The organism is Rhodococcus sp. WWJCD1, from assembly GCF_002258735.1.
Lineage (GTDB): Bacteria > Actinomycetota > Actinomycetes > Mycobacteriales > Mycobacteriaceae > Rhodococcoides.
On sequence record NZ_NOXY01000025.1, the window covers coordinates 1 to 21,591 of the forward strand.

Sequence of the window (21,591 nt, forward strand, 5' to 3'; positions counted from 1 at the left end):
TCGGTCGTGAACGACCTGCGTTTGCGGGACATGAAGACATCCTTCCAGCGGAACCAACGATCCCGCTATCTCGGTGTCCACCATCCTGGGGGAACCTCAGTCTCCAAGTCTTTTGTCGGGTCGGACTTCGCGGCCACGGAGGGCGCGAGGTCTGCAAGTGCGCCGCCAGACTTCGTTCCGTTAGGGATAGGTCTAGTGCATCGTGGCGAGCGTGCGAGAAGACTCGACACGAGAGGTGGATGGCTGTCGCGCAACCGGTTTAGCTCTCCCCGGGGGACCCGCTCGATATAGCTGACGATAGCGGACGGGTCTGACACAGTACGGAGCTCACGGCGACGCGATCGGTCGCGAATCAGCTTGTCGTAGGCGTGTGCGATGATCGAAATGCAGAACGGATCAAGTTCTGCATCTCCTGCGGTGTCGATTTCCCCCGCGACTCTTCTCTGACAGCGCACCGCGACGGTGCACGACGAAAGGTGCCCGATGGCCAAGAAAATTCTCTACGTAGACCTCGACAACACGCTCGTGAACTTTCAGTCGGGCATCGACCGGGCAGACCCGGCTGACATCGCGAAATACCCGGGCGATCTCGATGAGGTACCGCACATCTTCTCGCTGATGGATCCCATCGACGGCGCGCTCGACGCTTACCGCACGTTGGCGGCGGTGTTCGACACCTACATCCTCTCCACCGCCCCGTGGAAGAACCCCAGCGCCTGGCACGACAAGGTGCTGTGGGTGCAGAAGCACCTCGGGTTCGACGAAGGATCCGTCGCCTACAAGAGACTGATCCTGTCCCACCACAAGAATCTGAATCGCGGCGACTTTCTCGTAGACGACCGACGCAATAACGGTGCCAGCGAATTCGAAGGGGAATGGCTGCGGTACGGCACCGAACCGTTCGAGACGTGGGACCAGGTGACGGCCTACCTGCTGGAACGGGCGTAACCGTCGTAGCGCAGTTCTTGTCGGTACCCCTCGGTATGGTTCGGCCATCAGCTTCACCGCGTCCATTCGGCGCACTTTCCATCAGGAGGTTCTTTTGACCAATCCACAGCTCTCTCTCGTTGCTGCTCTGCTCGACCGTTCGGGTTCGATGAATGCCATCGCCGATGACACTCGCGGCGGGTTCGATTCGTTCATTTCCAAGGAACGTGAGTCCGACGGCAATACCGTCGTCACCCTGGCGCAGTTCGACGACCGATACGAGTCGGTCTACAGCTCGAAGCCGATTGGGGAGGTACCGAACCTCGTGCTGGAGCCACGCGGGATGACTGCCCTCTACGACGCCGTCGGCCGACTCGTCACCGAAGTCGGGGCCGAGCTTGTGGCTCTGTCCGAGGAAGACCGGCCTGGTTCGGTCACTGTTCTGGTGATGACCGACGGGCACGAGAACGCGAGCAAGGAGTGGACCAATACTGCTGTGCGCGAGCTTATTGCTAAGCAGGAGCGGGACTATCAGTGGGACTTCGTCTTCCTGGGTTCCAACATCGACGCCGTAGAAGTGGGTGCTGATCTCGGGTTCGCTCGGGACAAGTCGATGACGTACGTATCGACGACAGTCGGCGTCACGGCTGCCTTCGATTCGGTGGCGAGCTACCAGGACCGCAAGCGTGCTCAGGTGCACGGAGCGCCTCTTGCCCAGGGCTTCTCCGAAGCCGATCGGCGCAGGGCGCGCGGCGAATGAGTAATAAAGGCGGCAGCGGTGCGGCGGAGGGGATGATCGAGCTGATCTTCTTCCTGTGCATCGTTGCCGCGGTGCTCGGTTGGGTGTTCAGCTGAGTGCGCGCAGAGTTACACGTCGAGTCACCTGATAGAGAGGCTGTCTGATGGTCAACGACGAGACGGCAAGATTTCTAGTCCGCGAGTTGGGATCCGAGGGCGGTTGGGCATCTCCGGAGATGTCGGCGTACGACAACGAGGACCATCTTCAGCGGATCATTGCTGCCGCGCCGGAGCATGTGCCGGGTGTCTCCGACTCTGCTCTCACGGTACGGGAGCTGGCCACGTCTGCAGGGCCAGCGGATGTCTGTATCGTCGACCGTGATGGTTCGGTCACCGTCGTCGAATGCAAGCTGGCCTCGAACACAGAGCGACGGCGGATGGTGATCGGGCAGGTCTTGGACTACGCCTCTGCGATTTCGTTGGGTGGCGAAGCCTCGTTCAGGAGACAGTGGGCAAGGCGCGGTGGCGTCGACCTAGGTGTTCTCGAGGAGGAGGCGGTTGAGCGGCTTGCCCATAACATCGCCACCGGGCGTGTGCACCTTTGCCTCGCTGTAGATCGCATCGATGCGGATCTGCGGAGACTGGTCGAGTATTTGAATCGAATTACACGCGTCGAGATCCGCGTGACGGCATTGCAACTCGCGTACGCCCGGCACGGTGGTCTCGAAATCTTGGTGCCGTCGACCTACGGGGGTGAGTTAGCCGATGCGAAAGCGCATTCGTCCGGCGACTCTGCGGGACCTGTTTGGACGAAAGAGTCGTTTCTGGAGGCCGTACTGTCTGGCGGTGATCGGGCGTTGGCGGAAAAGTTGTTCGACCTGCAGGAAGCTCTCGACGTCTCCTACGGGACTCACGACGATTTCTGGTTCGGCACTCCACCACGTGGAGCGGTGTTCTTTCATCCCTTCGGGTATCGGTACCCGCCGATGTCGCTGTGGGTCAACAAGTCCGGTCAGTTGATGGCTTCCGGTTCGTGGACCAAATATCCGCACATCGCCACGCATGACGGGTTTGCCGAGCTCGCTGTATTTCTTGGTCAGAACCACAGGGCGTCGGCACCCGGTCGCAGGGTATCCGATCTGGACCTCGAAAGATTCTGGAGCGTTGTCCTGGATTGCGCCCAGCAAATCAATGTCTAGGTCAGTCGTGCCGCGTCAATGTGCTCCGAACTGCTACCACCGGAACTCCTACGCTCGTTGTGATCGTGTGCGATTGTGATCTTGATTATCGACACTGCAACGGCGTGGAAGGACGTTCAGCGTGAGCGATTCGGAGCTGGAGCGTCCTACAGAGATGTTCGATGCCTTATTTGCGGAGGCAGAAGCAGCAGCACAGGCCGCCGTTAGTTTGCGTGCATCGATCAGGGGCTCCGTCCACGCAGTCCTCGATGCGCAAGCCGACGACATCCTCCGTAAGGCACCCGCAGCCGGTCTGAAACAGTCCTTACCCAAGGGAACTCGCCTGGGCAGTCTCCAGCAGACGCGGCTACGAACCGTATTGGATCTCGCGAAGTCATCACCGGCTGAGATCGGCGCCGTTCCGGGAATCGGGCCGCAGTCTGCACAAGCGATCCATGACGCCGCAGTCGCGCAGCGTAAGCGCATCCGGGCCGGCGAACGGGTGCGTCTCGATCCGCAACGAAAGCCCAACCTCGAGGCTCAGCTGCTCGAGTCCCTCACAGCGCTGCGACGGGTGGAACGAGAAGTCCAAGGACTGCCGGTCGAAATCGCGCATCTGCGCACGCTGGTGGATCCCTGGCGGTCGGCTGCGTCCAGGTCTTATAGCTGGATTTCACGCATTTTCACCAGTAAAGCCAAGAAGCTCGAGTCGCATAAAGCTGTGTACCAGCTCAATGTGGTCGCCAAATTGCCGGAGACGCAATCGATCCGCGAACACATCGCGCGGATCGTCGCTGCAGGTAGTCCAGCGGGTAATGCATGGACCGAGTACGAACGGGACGCGGCGTCGCTCAATGCACTGTTGAGCCAGTTCACGTCGCTCGGCGCGGCAGAGGTAGATGCCTCGCATGGCTTCGTCGGCTCCACCATTGCGGGCGAAACGCAGAAGGTGGTGCTGGACCGCACACACCTTCGGTCATATTTGCGGGCATATCAGGCATTCGGGGCGCAATACATCCTCTCTCGGGGCAAGGTAATTCTTGGCGACGAGATGGGTCTGGGTAAATCCATTCAAGCATTGGCGGTTGCGGCGCATCTTGCAGCGAAGGGCGACAAGCACTTTCTTGTTGTCTGTCCCGCGAGCGTGCTGATCAACTGGTCCAACGAGACACGAAAGCATACGAAGCTGCGTCCACTTCAGTTGCACGGAGCAGAACGGGAATCCGCAACCCAGGATTGGATTCGGCGAGGTGGAGTTGCTATCACCACCTTCAACACCCTTCAACGACTCGACATCTCGGTGACTCCAGCGTTGGTTGTCATCGACGAGGCGCACTACATCAAAAACAAAGCAGCGCAACGATCTATCGCGTCGCACAAGCTGATCGGTGCGGCCGAGCGAGCAGTTCTTCTGAGTGGAACTCCCATGGAGAACCGCGTAGCCGAGTTTCGCAATCTCGTGGAGTGTGTTCAACCTGACACCGCTCGCCGAATCAACGCCTCGGACGGTCTCGGTGGCGGTGACCTTTTCCGGAAGACCGTGGCTCCGGCGTATCTGCGACGCAATCAGGTGGACGTCCTCAAGGAACTACCGGAACTCATCGAAGTCGAGGACTGGGTGCAACCGACGGCCGACGACAACTCGCGGTACCGGGACGCGGTGGCATCACGAAATTTCATGGCGATGCGACAGTCGGCATACGCAGGTTCGGGGCAGGCGAAGTCGGCCAAGATGGAACGGTTGCGGGAAATCGTGGAGGAGGCAGAGGACAACGGCGTCAAAATCATCGTGTTCTCGTTTTTCAAGTCTGTGCTTGACGCAGTCCGCCGTGAGGTGCCGGGCGTCGTATTCGGCCCCCTGACCGGTGCCACCTCTGCGACACAACGACAACAGATGGTCGATGACTTCACCGCCCACAGCGGTCGTGCGGTGCTGATCAGCCAGATCGAAGCCGGCGGCGTCGGCTTGAACATTCAGGCCGCCTCGGTGGTGATCTTGACTGAGCCTCAATGGAAGCCGAGCACTGAGGTCCAGGCGATCGCAAGGGCGCACCGGATGGGCCAGATACGCACCGTGCAGGTGCATCGATTGCTGGCGAAGGACACCGTGGACGAGCGGATGCGCGAAGTGCTCGAGCGAAAGACTCAGCTGTTCGACGAATACGCGCGACGTAGTCAGGCGAAGGAAGGTGATCGAGCATCGGTGGACGACGGGTGGGACCAAGGCGTCGCTCCGGCAGAGAATTCGATCATCGAGTTGGAACGCAAGAGGTTGGGGCTGGCATGACGTGCTGTCTGACTGCTGCGGCGCTACAAACCTGTCGGTCCGTTCGGTTAGGGTGAGCGTCAACAACCTCAGGAGGGCCCAGTATGACCGAGAGCACTTATGACGTCCCGGTTTGGACTTTGGCGACCGAAGAAATGGTGTCGCCGTTGGTGATGACCGAAGACGCGTTGACGAGCGCGCGGCTCAACGAGTTGCGAACGGTCCTGGCAGCCTTGGTCGATGCCCCACTGGCCACTCTTGAAGCTCATCCACTTCCGAAAACTGCTGATCTGTCCGGGGGAATACACCTGGAGAGTGCGAGCCCCCTGGCAAGTCATCTTTCCCAGTTGATCAGTCATACGTCGAAGACGGGTGCGGCGAAAGTCGTTCACAGTGGTGGTGAGACGCTCTACCGGATGGTGGTGCCGGCAAAGGTAGCTACCCAGGTGGGTAGCGGCGTGCTGAAGTCGATGACCTCGAAGGTTGCGACCGGTGGCGTGCATAGTGCGCTTGTGGGTTCATCCGGTATCGCAGCACAGGCCACTTTCGTGCCGGTGGCCGGTTCGGCCGCCAACGCTGCGACTGGTGCTGTCGGTGGATCTGCTGCTACCGCGGGGGCTGCTGTCGTAGCTGCCAGCGCGTTGACTGTTGCGGCACCGTTAGTCCTGATGGCTGTTGCTGTGGGACTGAACGCGCGTGCGGAGAGCAATCGTCAACAGGCTTTGGACACCATTACCGAGATGCTCGGTGAACTCAAGGACAACGCTTTGACGGGTGAGCGTTCAGCGCTGAACGCATGTATTCCGATTATCGACAGTGCTTCGGCCATCCTCTTGGATGAGGGCAAGATCGGAGCCTCGCTGGGGTTGGACACCGCGGTCTTTCACATCAACGTCGGTCTTGCGAACGCCGAAACACGGCTGGCGGCATGGGAGGAATCTCTGAGCAAGTTCAAGGACGGCCGGGTCGAGGTTGCTGCTTTGGAAAAGGCGTTCAAAGGTATCGGCGGTGACGGCGGTGAGTTTCGGACTCATCTCGAGTTGGCGAAACTCTCGATTGACCTACAGCAACGAGTAGCAGTCCTGCAGGCGGTCGAGCACGCTCAGCTCGACCCGACAAGACTCTTCGAGGGATTCACCCAAGCATTGAAGCGGCGGGCTCAGCGTGTGGTGGAGTTGCATCACCGAATCTCCACCGTTCTTGGTCGCCTGTCGAGTCTCGAGATCGACCGCACACACGGTGTCCGTGACTTTGTCTTCAAATCGAGTGAGGTCGATACGCTACTTCGGACCTCCCGCCGTGTGCGCGCGTTGAGCGAATCGATCGAGCTGTCGGGTCCGCAGCCTGACGTTGCCATCGAGATCGCGCGCAAGGCAGATGGGTCACTGGTCGTCCTTCCCGCACAATCTGCATTCGCGCAGAGCTGAAATTCCATTGATCAGCCCCGAAGAAAGAGACTGAACGTTGTCGATCATCGCTCCGCAGCACAGGGTAGTGCTCATCAGGCTGACGAAGTCTTTCCCGATATCTGACGAATCATCCCCGGAATTCCGTGGGCAGCTGTATGCCGCAACCAGCAAATGGTGGAAAATTGCTGCCAGCCGGACCGTGCAGGGTCCGGGAGCGCCGGAATTCGCCTTCGCCGTTCATCGCGGTGTCGTCAAAGCCGTTTACAAGATCGAGAGCTGGCGGCGTTCCCCGGACAGTACGCGTTTCGGCTTCTCTGGCACATCTAGCAGTGAGCTTGACGGCATCTACGGCGGATTGGATATGTCGCAATACTTACCGAACGGAGCTGCCAACCCGGTCCGGTTCGTCAATTGCAGTCCCGCTGCGGCAACAGCGGTCACGCCTGATGAATTGGTTGGAGTGCCTCAGCTGTCAGAGGTCGATCGGGTCGAGCTCATTACCGAACTTGCGCGAAAACTTGATCAAGAACCCTTAGCTCACATCATGCTCGGAGGCCGCGAGCTTTTTCACACCAACTTGCTTGCATGGTTTTGTCGCGAGATGCCACAACAAGCCAGCGACGTATTCGATGCTTTGGTCCCATCCCCGGATTCTGCCGACCCAAAACCTCAGGGCTATATACGCAGGGTCGAACGCGAACGAGCTCACTTGGACTTGTCGATCTGGTGGGACGATCACCGAACTCCGCTGGTGATCGAGAACAAGGTCTTCAGCTTGCCCGATCCCGATCAGCTGGACGGCTACTCAGCGCGCATCCTGAACGACACCGAACTCGATCGGCCCACTCAAATAATTTTGAGCCTGCAAGACCCGCAATGGCCCGAGGATACCTTTGACACAACTGACCGCGTACCGGGAGGCGCGTCCTGGGTGAGGGTCTCATATGGAACGTTGTCTGGGCTGATTCTGCACGCGCTCGAAGGCGCGAGCGCGTCCTACGAGGTTGAAATCATCCGTCACTACGCGGAGATGATCAAAGTACTTCAGGAACTCGCCGATGCGGTCGCAGTCCGGTCGGACGACGAACCCGTGCTGCTCACCGATAGCCTGGCAGGTGCCCACATCGAACAGCGGCTTCTATGGTCGCTCGCCAAGCTCCGGGCGCGGTCGGTATCCCAGATTATTCAGTCAGATCTCGATGCATGCAGCTTTGATTGCACGGTTGACTCGGGGTTCTCCAATGGGACACCAGTAATTACGGCTTTCCACTACCTGCAGCCGAATAGAGCGAAAGGCGCCTCAGTTGGTTGGCAGCTGCAAGGTCGAGAGTTTCGACTGTGTGCCGTGCTACCTGGGCTGGCTGGCGCAAGCGACGCTGATGCCCAGTCTCGGCTCGACTGGGGGAAATCGAACTGTCAGCACTTCGACTTCAATGTCGTTGACCCAGCACTGAACTCGGCTGCTCTTCAGGAATATCCAAAGGGCAACGCTGCCAGCGGAGCGTTCAACAAGTTCAATCCGGACTTCATTTACAGATCGAAGAAACTTGACTCACTGACTGTTGCACAACTGCTCCATGCCGCGCGCTTGGCTGCCCGTTCGAAGTCGAAAGAATGACCAGTGTCTGCGGAGTCGAGGCTGGACGCTAGACCGAGTACGGGGATTCCATGTCGGGTGTAGAGGACGACGAGATCTCGGTGGGGTCAAAGCTGTTGGAGCGAGAGGTAGGCAGGGTTCGCGGCGCTGTTCTGGCAACCTAGAACACAAAACCTTATGACAGTGAATGCTTATCATGTCGAGCTGGTGGTACCCGCCGCTCGGGAAGGGGATCAGGATGGCGATCTCGAGCTGGACCGTTACGGATTCGAAGGGATCGGGCACTACCTAAGACGGATCGGTCAAGTAGCTCTGCTCGATGCGCAGGATGAGGTCGAGCTCGCCAAACGGATAGAGGCTGGACTCTTCTCGGACTACCACCTGGGGAAGCTGAAGGAAGCAGGCGTCACTCTGCCGTCTTTTCTTCGGCGTGATTTGGCGTGGGTGGCAAGGGATGGTCGCCGCGCTCAAACGAACCTGATCGAAGCCAACCTGCGGCTCGTTGTTTCTCTAGCGAAGCGGTACCAGCATCGTGGTCTCGATCTTCTCGATCTCGTACAACATGGCAACCTGGGACTGCTGCGTGCGGTCGAGAAGTTCGATTACAAGACTGGCCACAGATTCTCGACATACGCGACGTGGTGGATCCGGCAGGCAATCGTGCGCGGTGTCTTCAACGAAGCTCGAGCGATACGACTTCCAGTCCATGTTGAGGAAGCACTGGCGAGGATCAAGCGAACCGAGTCCGCGCTCGGCCGTGGGACTCAACGGAAGGCAGCCATGGACATCGTTTCGGCCGAGGTGGACATGACCGAAGACGAGATCCACGAGCTCAAGAATGCCGCACGGAGAGTGCTCAGCCTAGAGTGGCTCGTCTATGACACGGACAGTCACTATGCGGACTTGTTCGATACCGATGAAGTCGCGGCAATAGACCTCGTCAGTCACTCGCTGCTATGCGATCAACTAGATTCCGTGCTTGAGACGTTTTCAGAGCGTGAAGCAACCATCATTCGCCTTCGCAACGGTATCGGACTCGGTCGACACCTGGAACGCGACGAGGTTGCTCAGATGTACGGGGTGACCAGCGAACGAATCCGCCAGATCGAAACCGATACGATGAAGAAATTACGGCACCCCTCCCGATCACAAGTGCTGCGAGACTATGTCTGAGTGCTTAATACATCCCGGCGCGATCGATGCCTGCAATGGCCTTGTCAAGTCAACAGCGTCTCCGAAATCAGGCGCACGCGGGTCAGCTCGGCAAAGGTCATACCTTTTCCGCCGATGGACTCCGCAAATGGACAACCGAAGGCGTGCGGATGACCTGACCGGTCCCTTCGGGCTTTCGATTTCGAGGTCATTATGAGTCTATTTATTTGAGAAATGTGACCGATCACTTCCTGAAGGCGTATGTGAAATTTCGTGGTTGGTAAAGCATTTTGTTGTTTATAGATTTGGGTGCGCAGTCGAGTAGAAGCTTGATTTTTTCAAACATCGACCTGTATTGATCTAGCGGATATCGATCGCGAAATACAAGACGTTTTGCACCCAGGTCTTTGGCTGCATACTTTGGGTTGGCGAAAACCTCGTGCCACGGCAGTTTGGCAACTTCATGTCGGACTACATACGTAGCATGGCGTCTTGCCGCGGGGCTGATCGCGATTGCATCCTCGCCTCCTCCTCGGGAAATAACGAGGATCAAGTAATCTTCGTTGATATTGTCTCCGACGTCTAGTTCTGATCTTGACGTTGAGTAGCCTGTATAAAGAGTGCACTTCTTTTGTTTGTAGCGTCGTGCGAGCAAATCCAAGATATCCGTCCGTTTGTGATCGAGTGCCGGCATTGTGTTGGAATTTTTGCGTTCGTAATGAATCTGTCTATCCGCCACGAAACTTCTGGTTCCGAGCGCGTCGGGAAGCACCTCGAAAGCGAGTCGCGCATACTTTTTGTCTATACCATTTGCCGCTGAAGTGAGTTCTTTTGGATCGCCGTTGCAGCCACTTGATTTTGAATACGGCGTTTCTGTAAAAGCATTTATATTCGCGGGTCTGTCATGCTCCGAAGATTCGTCGATGGCATCGAGGTGAGTGCGAAAAAATTCGACATGAGCGGCAATGGATGGAGTGGGCTCGCCGAGCGGTTGTCTGAGCCATTCCAGTGCTCGAATCAGCGGACGGGCTGCATCTGCCTTTGCTCCTTTGACGGAGCTGCATTGTGTGCTTTGCGTAGAAGTCGAACTGTTGGTTCCGGGGCTCGATACTTTCAATTCAACGATGAACATTCGGCCGTTCATAGGTCCCGACGTGCTGACTGTCGCGTAACTGTGGTCAACCCGGGTTTTGACCAGTAACTCTTGAAGTTTCGTTACTGGATCCTGGTCGCGAGGCATCGCTGGATTCAGGATTGGGAGGGCGGGTGCCCATTCTTGCGATAGTAGTGCTGTAAGGCTCTCGGGTTCGCCTAGAGAAAGGTATAACGCTCCAGCGAGAGCCTGCAGGCATGAGGCCACCATCTCTGGTTGTGTTCCGTTGGCTCGTTGACCTCGTCCAAGTAGAATCGCGCGGTCAAGACGTAGTAGTTTTGCTGCCAGCGTTAAGCTTTCATTCGTTTGCGTGAGATGGGTATAGCTCGCAGGGTTATCGTCGATCTGCGACGAGACTACCGAGCGTGTGTAGTCATAGCTCAGGACGGTTGCGCCTACGAAAGCGAGGAGTCGGTTGTCTGTTTGATTGGTCCGATTCACGAGTTCTTTGTTCTCGGACACCCAAGAGTTATGCAGAAATGCCTGCTGGACCAGGGGTCTCCAATCTGGCTCGATTGATTGGTGGCGCATTAAGGAATTGCATACTTGTTCGGTGGTTGGCGGTAGCCCTATACTTCGCGGCAACGAGAAGGGCGTAATTTTACTGGTTTCGTATGAGCCGTACCGTCGGACGAACTCATCGGCTGCCTGCGTGCGGGCTAGTTTCTTGCCGGCTGCCGAACCGACTGAGCTGCGTCCATCAGTGACTGAGAGCGCAGCCTCGAAGACAGGCGCATGATCTGGACCTTGCTTAGAGTACGCCCAGGTCTGCTCGGCGACCGGTACTATTTGCGTCAGTGCGGTGATGGGATCGGTGGACGGTGTTCGCTCTGAGAGCAGGTCGACGAAGAATCGCGACACAAGTTTTACCGCGACGTCTTCGAGCCGCGAATGCACGAGCTTCCCGAGAAGTGTGAACAGTACGTCGGACGCCATTTTCGCTGAGATCTGGCCGGGGTCGACTCCTTTTCCAACCTTCACGACATCACGCAGGTTTGTCGAATCCAGTGCCCAACCGCGGAACTTGACGCGCGCATGTGCTCGAAGGCTAGAGAGTATGCCGACATTCTCGAACCCGCGGTCGAGGTACAGTCTGGCGGCGAGTTCGCGGTCGAACCAGTCATTGCCTAGAGCTATAAGCGAGTCCAAGACGCCGGGGGTGAGCGCGGAATTGGAATTGCCGTTTTCGTACGCATAGCTGATATGCGTTAGTCCGATTCGTAAAGCGGCCTCGATATCCTCCGAGCCAGGATGCGGCGACGCCGCAGGCGAAAGAAGGTCGATCCGGTTGGCACCGTCAATCGGCTGAATCACAACTTCCTCATCCCTGTGGGGTCTCGTGTACCGCGGCCTTAGATTCGGTTAGCGAAGGGTAGCGAAAAACCGCACTGGCGGGACGAACTTCGGCTTCGTTGTATTTCGGGCCCGCAAGCGGTTTGAGGCGCGCGTATCACGTGTCCCGTCGACTGGCAGTGTTCCCGTAGGAGGTGCAGCTAGCGCGTTGAGTCGAGATCGCAAGCGGGGCCGTGGCCGATCGAATCGATTCCCGTCGCGGAGCGTCGATCTTCGACGGCCGCCCCCATGCGGCTGCCACCATCGTGCGCTCGACCCGCACCTGCAGCCGCGTCTTTCCGGTGACTCCGACGCGGTTTGTTGACACGCACGGGGACGTAAACGGGCCGGGCAGTCTGCCCACGGGATAGGTTGTTCGAGACTGAAAGGAGCGTCTTTGCGTTCGGTTGTGGAAGTGCAGGCTGTTGCATCGCTACGAACTGTTCTGGTCGAAGCACGGGCACTTGACGACCGAGTGAGGCGTGCAGCTGTCCATAACGGTGGTGTGGCGTCGTTTGTGACGTCTCTGACGGACTCGGCGGGCGAGTTGGCGGCCTCGGTGACGGCTACTTCAGATGGATTGCTGGTGTTTCGCGGCGACGTACGAGAAACCGAGGTTCCTCCTCGCTTGCCGTGGCCTCTGGATGAACTCATCGACGACTCAGAGCTAGCGGATTGGTCGCCTGACGTTCTGGTTGTTGATCTCAGCGAAGTCCACACCTACGCAAGCTTCTATCGCCGTGATTACGGGCTCGACCTCGACGCTCTCTTCGGCGACTACCGACGCACATGGAGGTCATGGGCTCGTTCGCAGCGTCGAATCCAAGAGGGAGCCGAGCTCTACGATGCGTTGGTCGAGCTCGAACGGTCCGTGTCAACGCCGGGTGACCTCGACACGGTGATCGCGGCCTGGCGTCTGCGCGTCCCGGAGTTCGCTGTCGATGCACACATAGCATTCCGGGCGGCACAATTGACCAGGACAGCGGGGACTCGCCCAACCGGTGAGCTGAACCAGGACGACGAGTTCACGGATACACAGGTACCCGCGATCGCACTACACGTCGACGCGGCCGATATTCTGTTCTTCGAGTTCGGGTCGACCGGTATAACTGCGGGTGACCACGAGCCGCTGCAGGTTCGTCCTAGCGGTGTCGAACAAAATGATCTGCCCATCGGATCTCGCGTCCGTGACCGGGTCTTGTCCGACATACGGCCGACCATTGCGAGTGCCATAGACCGGCGGTGGGGTCCGAGCACCTCGTGGACCCTGACGATGAGCCCTGCCTTGGTGGTGGCCGAACCGGTTGCAACCCACTATCAAGCAGACGTGCGGCGGCTGCAGAACGCTGTCGTCGATGCACTACGTCCATGGCCCGATCTTTCTGAGTCTGCGACGTCGGGCCTGTCCGACGCGGTCGCCGGGCGATGGGCGAGCGTGGTCGAACAACGCTTGACGAGCCTGCTGGCGCGCCTGGAAGGTATAGCTGAATCCCCAGCGCCCGTTGATCAACCCACAGCTTCACAAGAAGCCGAAATTGGTTCGCCAGTTATTCCGAAGTTCCGCGATCGGCTCAGGGCCAGAAGTCACCCCGTTGACGCGTTGACACGGTTCCGTGACCGGCGCCGCGCAGCCGCTGAATTGGCAACGCTTACTCCAGTTTCGACGAGCGAACTCGGAACCCTCTCTTTAGAGGTAGATCCGGGTGCGAATGCATTCGAGCTCGATCACCTTCAACGTCGTATCGCCGAGGCGGAACCAGAAGACCGACTTGTGGTCATAGCCAGCGCTGGGCAAGGCAAAACCGAAGTTGTCGCAGCGCGACTCGACCATCTGGCACGCGCGTACGACCTGTCGCTGTCAACTGAGGTGCTTGTCCTGAGCTTCTCGAGGGCCGCGGTATCCGCTGTTCGTAGTCGACTTCAGACGCGGGTGCTGGCACAAGCGGAAATTCGCACGTTCGACTCCTTCGCCAACAGGGTCATTATCGACGCCGACGAAGAGCCAAAGGGGAACTTCGAGAATCGAATCGCGCGTGCAGTGCAGCTACTGACCGACGGCGATATCGAACTGCCCATGCTGGACGACATCCAGCACGTCGTCCTGGATGAGGTTCAGGATCTGGTGGGTCAGCGAGCACGGCTAGCGTTGGCTCTGATCGACAGATTGGGCGGCGATGTCGGCTTCACCGCACTCGGCGATCCGAATCAAGCGTTGTACGACTTCCAGTTGACTCCGGAAGAACGGGTTCAGCGGTTGGACGTGATCCACGAATTGAGCCGACTGGATGACGTGGAGGCGACCGGTCTTCAACGAAATTTTCGTGCGCGCGGAGATATTCCCCTGGCTGTTGTACAGCTAGGGCCACGTTTGAGGACGATCGAAGAGCCGGCTGCAGCTCGTGCGGAGGTAGAGAAGTTCATCTCAGGATTGGATCCAGTGGATTCGGATACTTGGCTCGGTGATGTCTACCGCGCGGGCAAGAGTACCGCCGTACTCACGAAGACCAATGGAGACGCTTTGCGGGTGTCTCAGCAACTCACGTCGATCAACGTACGCCACACGTTGAGGCGAGAAGCTCAGGAGCACGGTGCCCGCGCATGGGTCGCCGAGCTGGTCCAGCAGTTGCCCAGGAACCTCAATCGACGTGAGGATGTTATCGCCGCGCTCCGTAACACCTCAGTGGCCGACCCGACCGACGCATGGAATTTGCTGAAAGAGTCCGAAGGGCGAGCACGGTTCCCGAACGATCTCGACGTTTCGCGCATTCGGAAGGTGATCGGGGGATACGGCATACCGACTGCCCTGCTCGCCGATACAACTGAGGACGTTGTCGTATCCACTATTCATCGCGCGAAGGGGCTCGAGTTTGACAGAGTCTTTTTGTACGACACGAAATACGAACCCGACGACGATGACCTCGCAATTGCTCGCCGCGACTATGTTGCTCTAAGCCGTGCGCGTCATGAAATTGTCCGATGCACCCCCAAGAAGACGAAGGGGCGGATGATGAGGGACCAGAGCTCAGGTAAAAGGGGGCGATGGACCGAGCAGGGCTTTGTGGCGGCTGGCAAAATGGGGCCGCGTGCAATCGAAATTCGGGTCGAAGACATTGATGTAGACGAACCCTTCGACATCGACGGTAATGCAGCGAGTGTGCAGTCAGTCCTTGCAGGTGGGTCTATGTCTGGAAAAACGGTCACCCTCGAACTGGACTTGGACTGGACCCACCGTGACGCACCGATCTACCTCGTAAAAGGGCCATCGGGGGCTGCTCTTGCCCGTACCACCGAGCAGTTCGGGCGTGAGATGAGGCGCATCTTCACCATCGGTGGCGCACGATGGCCGACGATCATCAAAGGCGCAACAGTGATGTCGATCGAGTCGGTCGTGGGGTCACCCGAAATCAGTGAAGAAGCAGGGCTCGGCGAGTCCGGAATCTGGCTTGTGCCCAGACTTGGAGGCTTGATTCGGCCTGAATGGAAGACGAAATGGGACGGTAAGAATCGATGACTGGCACAACTGACCTCAATGAGATGTACGGGTTCCGAAGCGAGATGGTCGAGGACCTTCGACGCGATCTGCTCGGGCCCGCAGGCGGCGACGAAGAAGTTCTCGAAGAGGCTCCACTCGACCGATATGTAGTGGGTGTGCTCTGGCCCCTGGATGATGCACTGCAGGAGGAGCCCGAGCCCGACAGCGCGGAGCCCGATACCGTTGACGGTGCGAGCGACTCACCCGTCGCACAGTCACTCATGCGCTACCCCTCATCAATGGGTCTGACCTTCACCGTCGACTCGACTCTGGTACACGAAGTTCACTTCGACATTTCGGCAGCACGATACGACCCTTCGGCGGCGTTGGTTGAACCGGATGATTCGTCGCCTCGCCGCCGTGGCCGTACTAGGCCTGCGACATGGAGCAGGAAGTTGGTAAGCCCAGATCGAGTGACGCATTCATTGGCTACCACGGGTGCCGTGAAACTGAGTGTGGCACCAGGTCTCGAACTGTACGTCCTCACTCGTAGCCCGCGGGATGGCAAAGTCACGGTTTCAGCGGTTGCCCGCAACGTACAGACTGCAGAAAAGAATGAACTCAAGGACGCCAGGGCATGGTTTCAGGTCGAACTGGTTGTGTCGACGGATGTTGATGCGATAGTCGACCGGAGCATGCCCAACCGACTCGGAGCCGAATACGATCTACGATCCGCACAATTGATCTACCGCAATGCACGAAACTTCGGCATCGGTCACGGTTGTGCCGTCACGTGGTACGGAGTCTCAGCCCCGATCACCGACAGAATTGGGACAACTCTGCTGCCCGCACAGGAAGTTTCGCGGGCGAGGCCAGGGCAAGTGGGTTCCGACGTAGATCTGCGGATGTCGTTTCTCGCCAGCGCAGCGACCGACACACTCGTCGGCACTCTGGGCAGATTGGTTACCGCATATCGCGAGTGGATTTTCACACTGGAGGCATCTCTTGCCGCCGGAGAAACCGATGTGCCTGAATCGCTTAAGCCGACGGCGGCCGAGCACATCGAAAATGCCCGCGAAGCGGCTGGCCGTATTCAGGCCGGAGTCGAACTGCTGCAGAGGGACCCGGACGTACTGCGCGCGTTCCGGTTGGCCAATTCCGCGATGCAAGCACAGCGTGCTCGGCAGGTATGGGTCCGTAACGGCGCTACCGGGTCTGCCGACGGCGGTGAAGAGCAGTCTTGGTACCCGTTTCAGATCGCCTTCATTCTCTTGAACCTTCCGAGTGTGGCGGATCGGAGCCATCCAGAACGGGATGTCGCAGACCTTCTGTGGTTCCCTACCGGTGGTGGCAAGACCGAAGCATATTTGGGACTTGTTGCATTTGTTGTTCTGCTGCGCCGAATTCGTGACAACACCGCTATCGGTGTAGCTGTCATCATGCGGTATACGCTCCGCCTGTTGACGATTCAGCAGTTCGAGCGCGCGACCATGCTGATGTGTGCGCTCGAGCAGATCCGAACTGCAGACAATGGGTTAGGGTCGAGACCGTTCTCGATCGGCCTGTGGGTAGGGCGTGGGGGAACACCGAACACCCTGGAAGATGCGAAGAAGTCGCTACGCGCTTTGCGGTCGGGTACCGAAATCACTGAAGCAAATCCAATGCAGCTGACCCAATGCCCCTGGTGTGGGAAAGCGCTCGACGACTCCAAGTACAAGGTGGTCTCCAGTCCGTCGCCCAAACTGGTCATCGCGTGTGGCAACCAAACGTGCGACTTTGCATCTGGTCTGCCGGTCTACTTGGTAGATCAGGATATCTACGAGTACCGACCCGAGTTGATCCTGGGCACCGTAGACAAGTTTGCCATGATGGCGTGGCGTGCCGAGGTGGGGAAACTGTTTGCTCGGGACGGAGTTGGCAGCGCTCCCGATCTCATCATCCAAGACGAATTGCACTTGATTTCGGGTCCACTGGGGTCGATGGTTGGCCTGTACGAGACCGCGGTCGATGTCGCGTGCTCCACAACCGATGCCGAAGGCAACGTTTTGTCGCGTCCGAAGATCATTGCTTCGACTGCCACGATTCGACGAGCGAACGAGCAGATCAAACAGGTCTTCGACCGGCAATCGCGCCAATTTCCGCCGCCAGGGATCGATCCCGACCAGTCGTTTTTCGCCGAACCGGCGCCACGCGACGTTGCGGGAACACGTATGTACGTAGGAGTGATGAGCCCCGCAACAAGCCACGCAACCCTGCTCGTTCGAACCTACGGAGCGCTACTACAGGCTGCTCGAGACATCGATGGCCGACCAGAGATCCGCGATCCCTACTGGACGCTACTTGGTTACTTCAATAGTTTGCGCGTTCTCGGAAGTGCGTTGCTCCAGGTGGAGGGTGACGTGCGCGAGCGGCTTGGAGTCGTCGCACGGCGAACGGGTACAGACGCACGACGGCTTCAATCGGCAGGCGAGCTGACAAGTCGTGTGTCATCTGCCGATATCCCCCGGCGGTTGAAGAGTCTCGAGCGGACGTTCGAGTCCGGTAATGCAGATGACGTCGTGCTGGCGACGAATATGATCTCGGTAGGCGTGGACATCGATCGGCTAGGGCTGATGGCGGTGATGGGTCAGCCGCAATCGAGCTCCGAGTACATCCAGGCGACAAGTAGGGTTGGCCGGAGATTTCCCGGTCTTGTGGTCACGATTTTCAATTCGGCACGTTCGCGCGATCGGTCGCACTTCGAGAACTTCGTTCCTTTTCACCAGGCTTTGTACAGGGCCGTCGAAGCGACGAGCGCGACGCCGTTCGCTGCTAGGGCTCGAGATCGCGGGCTTCACGGCGTCTTCGTCGCGCTAGCACGCCTCATGGTCGACTCGATGTCTGGTGACCTCGGGGCTCACGCAGCACCGAGCCATGAGGCCGAACTTCGTCAACTGATTGCGCTGATCGAAAAGCGGGTGGAGTCGACGACGGACGGTGAGGAGACAGCGGACACGGTCGAGCAACTCGAAGAGATGTTGAAAGTTTGGATTGCAGAGGCAGGTTCGCGGGATTCGATGAGATATGAGAACCGCAAAGATTCGTCGGACACCCTCCTCGTCGAGCCTTCGTCCGCGCTGACGGACCAAGACATCGAGTACACACAGACCGAAACTCCTTGGCCTACGTTGATGAGCCTGCGCGATGTCGACGCTGAAAGTGCCCTCTACTCGATCCGAATGAGGAGTGAATCATGAGTGTTGCGAAAGCGCGGCGTACCCAGCTTCTCAGTACATACGGTGTCGGTAGTCTGTTCCCCTCTGACACAACGAGTTACATGATTGCCGGTATCCACGAGTGGAAGCCGCGCGATGCCGACACGATCAGTGAACCAAGGCTTGCGCGGAGCCTGGGTGTCCCCGAACTGAAGGCACCTCCGGCAGGGTCGAAGCGCAAACGCGACATACCCGTCATCCGTTTTCCTATTACCCAGGTGTGTCCGTCCTGCCGCCGCATCGATTCCATCGGCAAGCTGTCGAATGACAAGGAAGTCAGTCGGTGTACTTGTGAGAAGCGGACGGAACTTAGCCCTTTCCGTCTGATTGTGGCGTGCGCACGCGGGCACATCGATGAATTCCCGTACTTTCGTTGGTTACATCAGGGCCAGGATGGTGGATCGAACCACATCATGTACTTGCGGGCTCAAGGCCGCACATCGTCTCTTGCGGATCTGGAGTTGACGTGTAGTTGTGGGGTGCAACCGCGGACCCTCGATGGCTCTGCAGGCCCGAAAGCGCTCGCTGGGTTCGGCAAGTGTGCCGGACGGCGTCCTTGGCTGGGCCCGGACAGCACACAGAATTGCGACGAAACTCCACGAACTCTTCAGCGCGGTGCCTCGAACGTCTGGTTGCCGGCCGTCAGATCCGCCATCTCGATCCCACCGTATTCTGCTGCGCTGGCCAAGTTCGTTGATCGTCACTGGGTTTCACTTGGGGATCCAGAAGCCGTGACGCCGGCTCTTCTCAGGAATTTGGCCGAGCATTCCCGGAGATTCTCCGTCCAACAAATCGAAACAGAATTGGAACGACGCCGGGGCGAGGCACTCGATGATTACTTGACCGAAGAAGCTTTGCGGCGGCAGGAGTACGGGGCACTGATCGAGGGCAGAGAACAAGAGGGCCTCGACGACGATTTTGTCTGCCTGGAAAGGGAAGTACCGGTTGATCTCGAGCATCTGGTCTCCGACGTACGCAAGGTGACCAGGCTCCGCGAGGTGCGAGCACTCTATGGATTTACTCGACTCGACGACGACAACACCGAGGACAATCTCTGCGCTCTGTCACCGGAGAAGACCCACTGGCTGCCCGCGATCGAGGTGATCGGCGAAGGCGTCTTTCTGGCTTTTCACCGTGATGTCCTCGAAGAGTGGGCCCAAGAGAAATTTGCGGCCGAGAGGTGGATTCTGCTGGAGCGGGCCGCCGGCCCGGGTCTGTCCCGCCCAGACGAGCGAGACCTGACTGGGGTGATTCGCGTCGCGCTTCACACGTTCGCACACGTCCTGATCGATCAATTATCGCTGGCTGCAGGGTATCCCGCAGCGTCGCTTCGCGAACGGCTGTACATCGATGACGGGGATATGGCGGGGGTATTGATCTATACGGCAAGTTCCGACTCCGCGGGCAGCCTCGGCGGAGTTGCATCGCAGGCCGAAACCGAGCGGCTCGGCCCGGCTCTGGCTGAAGGATTGGCAAGATTGTCCTGGTGCTCGGCCGATCCCGTGTGCATCGAATCGCATGGCTCGGGAACGGACGCGCTCAACCTGGCTGCATGTCACGCGTGCGTACTACTGCCAGAAACCTCGTGTGAACTGGGCAACCGCTATCTGGACCGGGCATTACTGTTCGGGACGCCGGAGGGTGGCCATGAATACGAGGGCCTGTTCAGTGACGCGCTCATGTCGATTTAGGCTTTGTCCAACGGAAGGCATTGTCACGTGAGCTGGTCGAGAGCGCGCGTTCGATGATCCGGTCTCGAACCTTACTGATTGTCTTCCATTTCATCGCCCTCCTGTCCGGGTCCATTCCGTACTGATGGATGATGTCGCGGAGCTGTTCGAGGTCGAGTCTGCCGAGTTGGGCTGCGAGGCCGTCCTGCCCGTCGCTGCGTAGGATCTGGAACGGGTCGAGCACAGCCGGCGTGCGGGCGGTACGGGTTCGTCGTGTTGGAGCCGTACCGCCCGTCGGGGGTGCGGGGGTGTCGATGGTGGCGGGCGCTTGAGGAGCCGTTCGAGAAGAGCTCAGAGCTGTTGCTGCAGAGGCGAACTCGGTGTTTCGAACCATCTCGTCAGCGGCGAGGCGAGCTAGTGTGAGAATGACTATTGCGGCATTCTTGTCTCGAGCAGACAATGCGAGAAGGGCTGCCTCGAAGGAGGAACGGGCGTCGACAAGTGATTCTGGGTTGCTCATGTGTAAATCTCGACATTCGTCATCAGGTGGCTGGTCAATTCGTTCAAGGCCCCGACAGTAGCCCCGCCGCCGTATCGCTTGTTCAGGGTGCCCCAGTCGAAATAGTCAGCGGCGCTGGCGATTGCGATCGCATCGGGGATGTAGACGGGGATGACGTTCGGTGGTCGTTCCGTCAGTTCACGTTCATGAGCTGGTAGCGCGTCGTAGTCGAGGACCGCATTCTGTAGGCGCTGGATGGTGTCGCGGTGCAGATTGGTGCCTTTGCGGTACTTCGTAATGATCAAGCCCAGCGCCTTGATTTTATGGCCTGTTTTGTCTGAGAACATGCGTACCCGCTTCTGGATTTGCGGAATACCGTACGTTGACAACACATCTGGGATGGTCGGGATGACATAGGCATCGGCTAGCATCAACCCATTACGGGTGATAATCCCCATGTTCGGCGGACAATCGATCAAGATGTAGTCGTACTGATCACGAATTCTGTCCACGGCCCGCTTGAGTACGAGCACAGGCTCCAGCGAGTCCGGTTCGTCGTACTGCCACGCTGCGACCTCCTCGGATATCTCGATCATGTCGAGCGATGACGCGAGTAAGTCGATTCCTCCCAGGTTCGCCAACGGCGACACGTTCCGTTGAATCGCATCCTCGATGTCGAATGTTGCCGCTTTCGAATCGAGTGCTTCCTCGAACAGTGCTTTCAGCGTGCGACCGGATTCGTTCAATGCCTGCCACTGATCGGACCCGATCATCATCGTTGTGAGGTTGGTCTGTGGGTCGAGATCGATCAAGAGCACACGTTTACCGAAGTCGCCTGCCATGAACTCCGCAAGCGCGGCAGTCATAGTTGATTTCCCGACGCCACCCTTGAGGTTGATGGTCGCAACTGCTTTGGCCATGGGGTGAGTGGGTCCTGTCGTCGG

13 protein-coding genes are annotated in these 21,591 nt (G+C 58.4%); 10 read left to right on the forward strand and 3 right to left on the reverse strand.

What is annotated here, in order from left to right; genetic code table 11:
• The first annotated feature begins 483 nt into the window (after positions 1–483).
• The 7 genes from CH286_RS17360 to CH286_RS17390 all read left to right on the forward strand — a co-directional run bounded on the left by CH286_RS17360 (position 484) and on the right by CH286_RS17390 (position 9,288).
• Complete coding sequence (locus CH286_RS17360; RefSeq protein ID WP_094609901.1) at positions 484–948, forward strand: 5' nucleotidase, NT5C type; 465 nt, start codon at positions 484–486, stop codon at positions 946–948.
• A 94-nt stretch (positions 949–1,042) separates the two neighbouring features.
• A complete protein-coding gene (locus tag CH286_RS17365) occupies positions 1,043–1,687 on the forward strand; it encodes a VWA domain-containing protein (RefSeq protein ID WP_255182695.1) in 645 nt (214 codons plus the stop codon).
• Positions 1,688–1,901: 214 nt separating this feature from the next.
• The gene (locus CH286_RS17370; RefSeq protein ID WP_141215864.1) at positions 1,902–2,864 is read left to right on the forward strand and encodes a hypothetical protein; all 963 of its coding nucleotides are present in this window, start codon (positions 1,902–1,904) and stop codon (positions 2,862–2,864) included.
• A gap of 121 nt (positions 2,865–2,985) precedes the next feature.
• Positions 2,986–5,130: a DEAD/DEAH box helicase gene (locus CH286_RS17375; RefSeq protein ID WP_094609903.1), complete on the forward strand. Its 2,145-nt coding sequence runs from the start codon at positions 2,986–2,988 to the stop codon at positions 5,128–5,130.
• A gap of 83 nt (positions 5,131–5,213) precedes the next feature.
• Positions 5,214–6,536: a hypothetical protein gene (locus CH286_RS17380; RefSeq protein WP_094609904.1), complete on the forward strand. Its 1,323-nt coding sequence runs from the start codon at positions 5,214–5,216 to the stop codon at positions 6,534–6,536.
• A gap of 37 nt (positions 6,537–6,573) precedes the next feature.
• Entirely contained in the window at positions 6,574–8,136 is a 1,563-nt protein-coding gene (locus CH286_RS17385) for a PD-(D/E)XK nuclease family protein (RefSeq protein WP_141215865.1), read from the forward strand.
• A 156-nt stretch (positions 8,137–8,292) separates the two neighbouring features.
• Entirely contained in the window at positions 8,293–9,288 is a 996-nt protein-coding gene (locus CH286_RS17390; protein ID WP_094609906.1) for a sigma-70 family RNA polymerase sigma factor, read from the forward strand.
• A 223-nt stretch (positions 9,289–9,511) separates the two neighbouring features.
• Here CH286_RS17390 and CH286_RS27665 read toward each other — a convergent pair whose 3' ends face one another.
• A complete protein-coding gene (locus CH286_RS27665) occupies positions 9,512–11,734 on the reverse strand; it encodes a putative dsRNA-binding protein (protein WP_141215866.1) in 2,223 nt (740 codons plus the stop codon).
• Between the two features lie 415 nt (positions 11,735–12,149).
• Between CH286_RS27665 and CH286_RS17395 the strand changes: the two genes are divergently transcribed.
• From CH286_RS17395 to drmB, 3 genes are read left to right on the forward strand one after another with little or no spacing between them, the layout of a single operon-like run.
• Positions 12,150–15,263 carry a UvrD-helicase domain-containing protein gene (locus tag CH286_RS17395; protein WP_141215867.1) on the forward strand — a complete coding sequence of 1,038 codons (3,114 nt, stop codon included), beginning with the start codon at positions 12,150–12,152 and terminating at the stop codon, positions 15,261–15,263.
• The gene (locus CH286_RS17400; RefSeq protein WP_094609908.1) at positions 15,260–18,460 is read left to right on the forward strand and encodes a helicase-related protein; all 3,201 of its coding nucleotides are present in this window, start codon (positions 15,260–15,262) and stop codon (positions 18,458–18,460) included. Before CH286_RS17395 ends, CH286_RS17400 begins: the two co-directional genes overlap by 4 nt.
• On the forward strand, positions 18,457–20,169 hold the full coding sequence (drmB, locus tag CH286_RS17405) for a DrmB family protein (RefSeq protein ID WP_094609909.1): 1,713 nt from the start codon (positions 18,457–18,459) through the stop codon (positions 20,167–20,169). Before CH286_RS17400 ends, drmB begins: the two co-directional genes overlap by 4 nt.
• On the opposite strand, the gene CH286_RS17410 is transcribed toward drmB, so the two are convergent.
• A complete protein-coding gene (locus CH286_RS17410; protein ID WP_094609910.1) occupies positions 20,156–20,668 on the reverse strand; it encodes a hypothetical protein in 513 nt (170 codons plus the stop codon). The two genes, drmB and CH286_RS17410, sit on opposite strands and share 14 nt — an antisense overlap.
• Positions 20,665–21,567 (reverse strand): ParA family protein, encoded by a 903-nt coding sequence (locus tag CH286_RS17415; protein WP_094609911.1) that lies wholly within the window; start codon positions 21,565–21,567, stop codon positions 20,665–20,667. The genes CH286_RS17410 and CH286_RS17415 overlap by 4 nt, the downstream gene beginning before the upstream one ends.
• Between the last annotated feature and the right edge of the window lie 24 nt (positions 21,568–21,591).

What these genes read in the sequence shown, in the direction of transcription:
- CH286_RS17380 (WP_094609904.1), top strand. Translation starts at nt 5,214, where the DNA reads ATGACCGAGAGCACTTATGACGTCCCGGTTTGGACTTTGGCGACCGAA.
- CH286_RS17410 (WP_094609910.1), bottom strand. Translation starts at nt 20,668, where the DNA reads ATGAGCAACCCAGAATCACTTGTCGACGCCCGTTCCTCCTTCGAGGCA.
- drmB (WP_094609909.1), top strand. Translation starts at nt 18,457, where the DNA reads ATGAGTGTTGCGAAAGCGCGGCGTACCCAGCTTCTCAGTACATACGGT.
- CH286_RS17370 (WP_141215864.1), top strand. Translation starts at nt 1,902, where the DNA reads ATGTCGGCGTACGACAACGAGGACCATCTTCAGCGGATCATTGCTGCC.
- CH286_RS17360 (WP_094609901.1), top strand. Translation starts at nt 484, where the DNA reads ATGGCCAAGAAAATTCTCTACGTAGACCTCGACAACACGCTCGTGAAC.
- CH286_RS17415 (WP_094609911.1), bottom strand. Translation starts at nt 21,567, where the DNA reads ATGGCCAAAGCAGTTGCGACCATCAACCTCAAGGGTGGCGTCGGGAAA.
- CH286_RS17400 (WP_094609908.1), top strand. Translation starts at nt 15,260, where the DNA reads ATGACTGGCACAACTGACCTCAATGAGATGTACGGGTTCCGAAGCGAG.
- CH286_RS17390 (WP_094609906.1), top strand. Translation starts at nt 8,293, where the DNA reads ATGACAGTGAATGCTTATCATGTCGAGCTGGTGGTACCCGCCGCTCGG.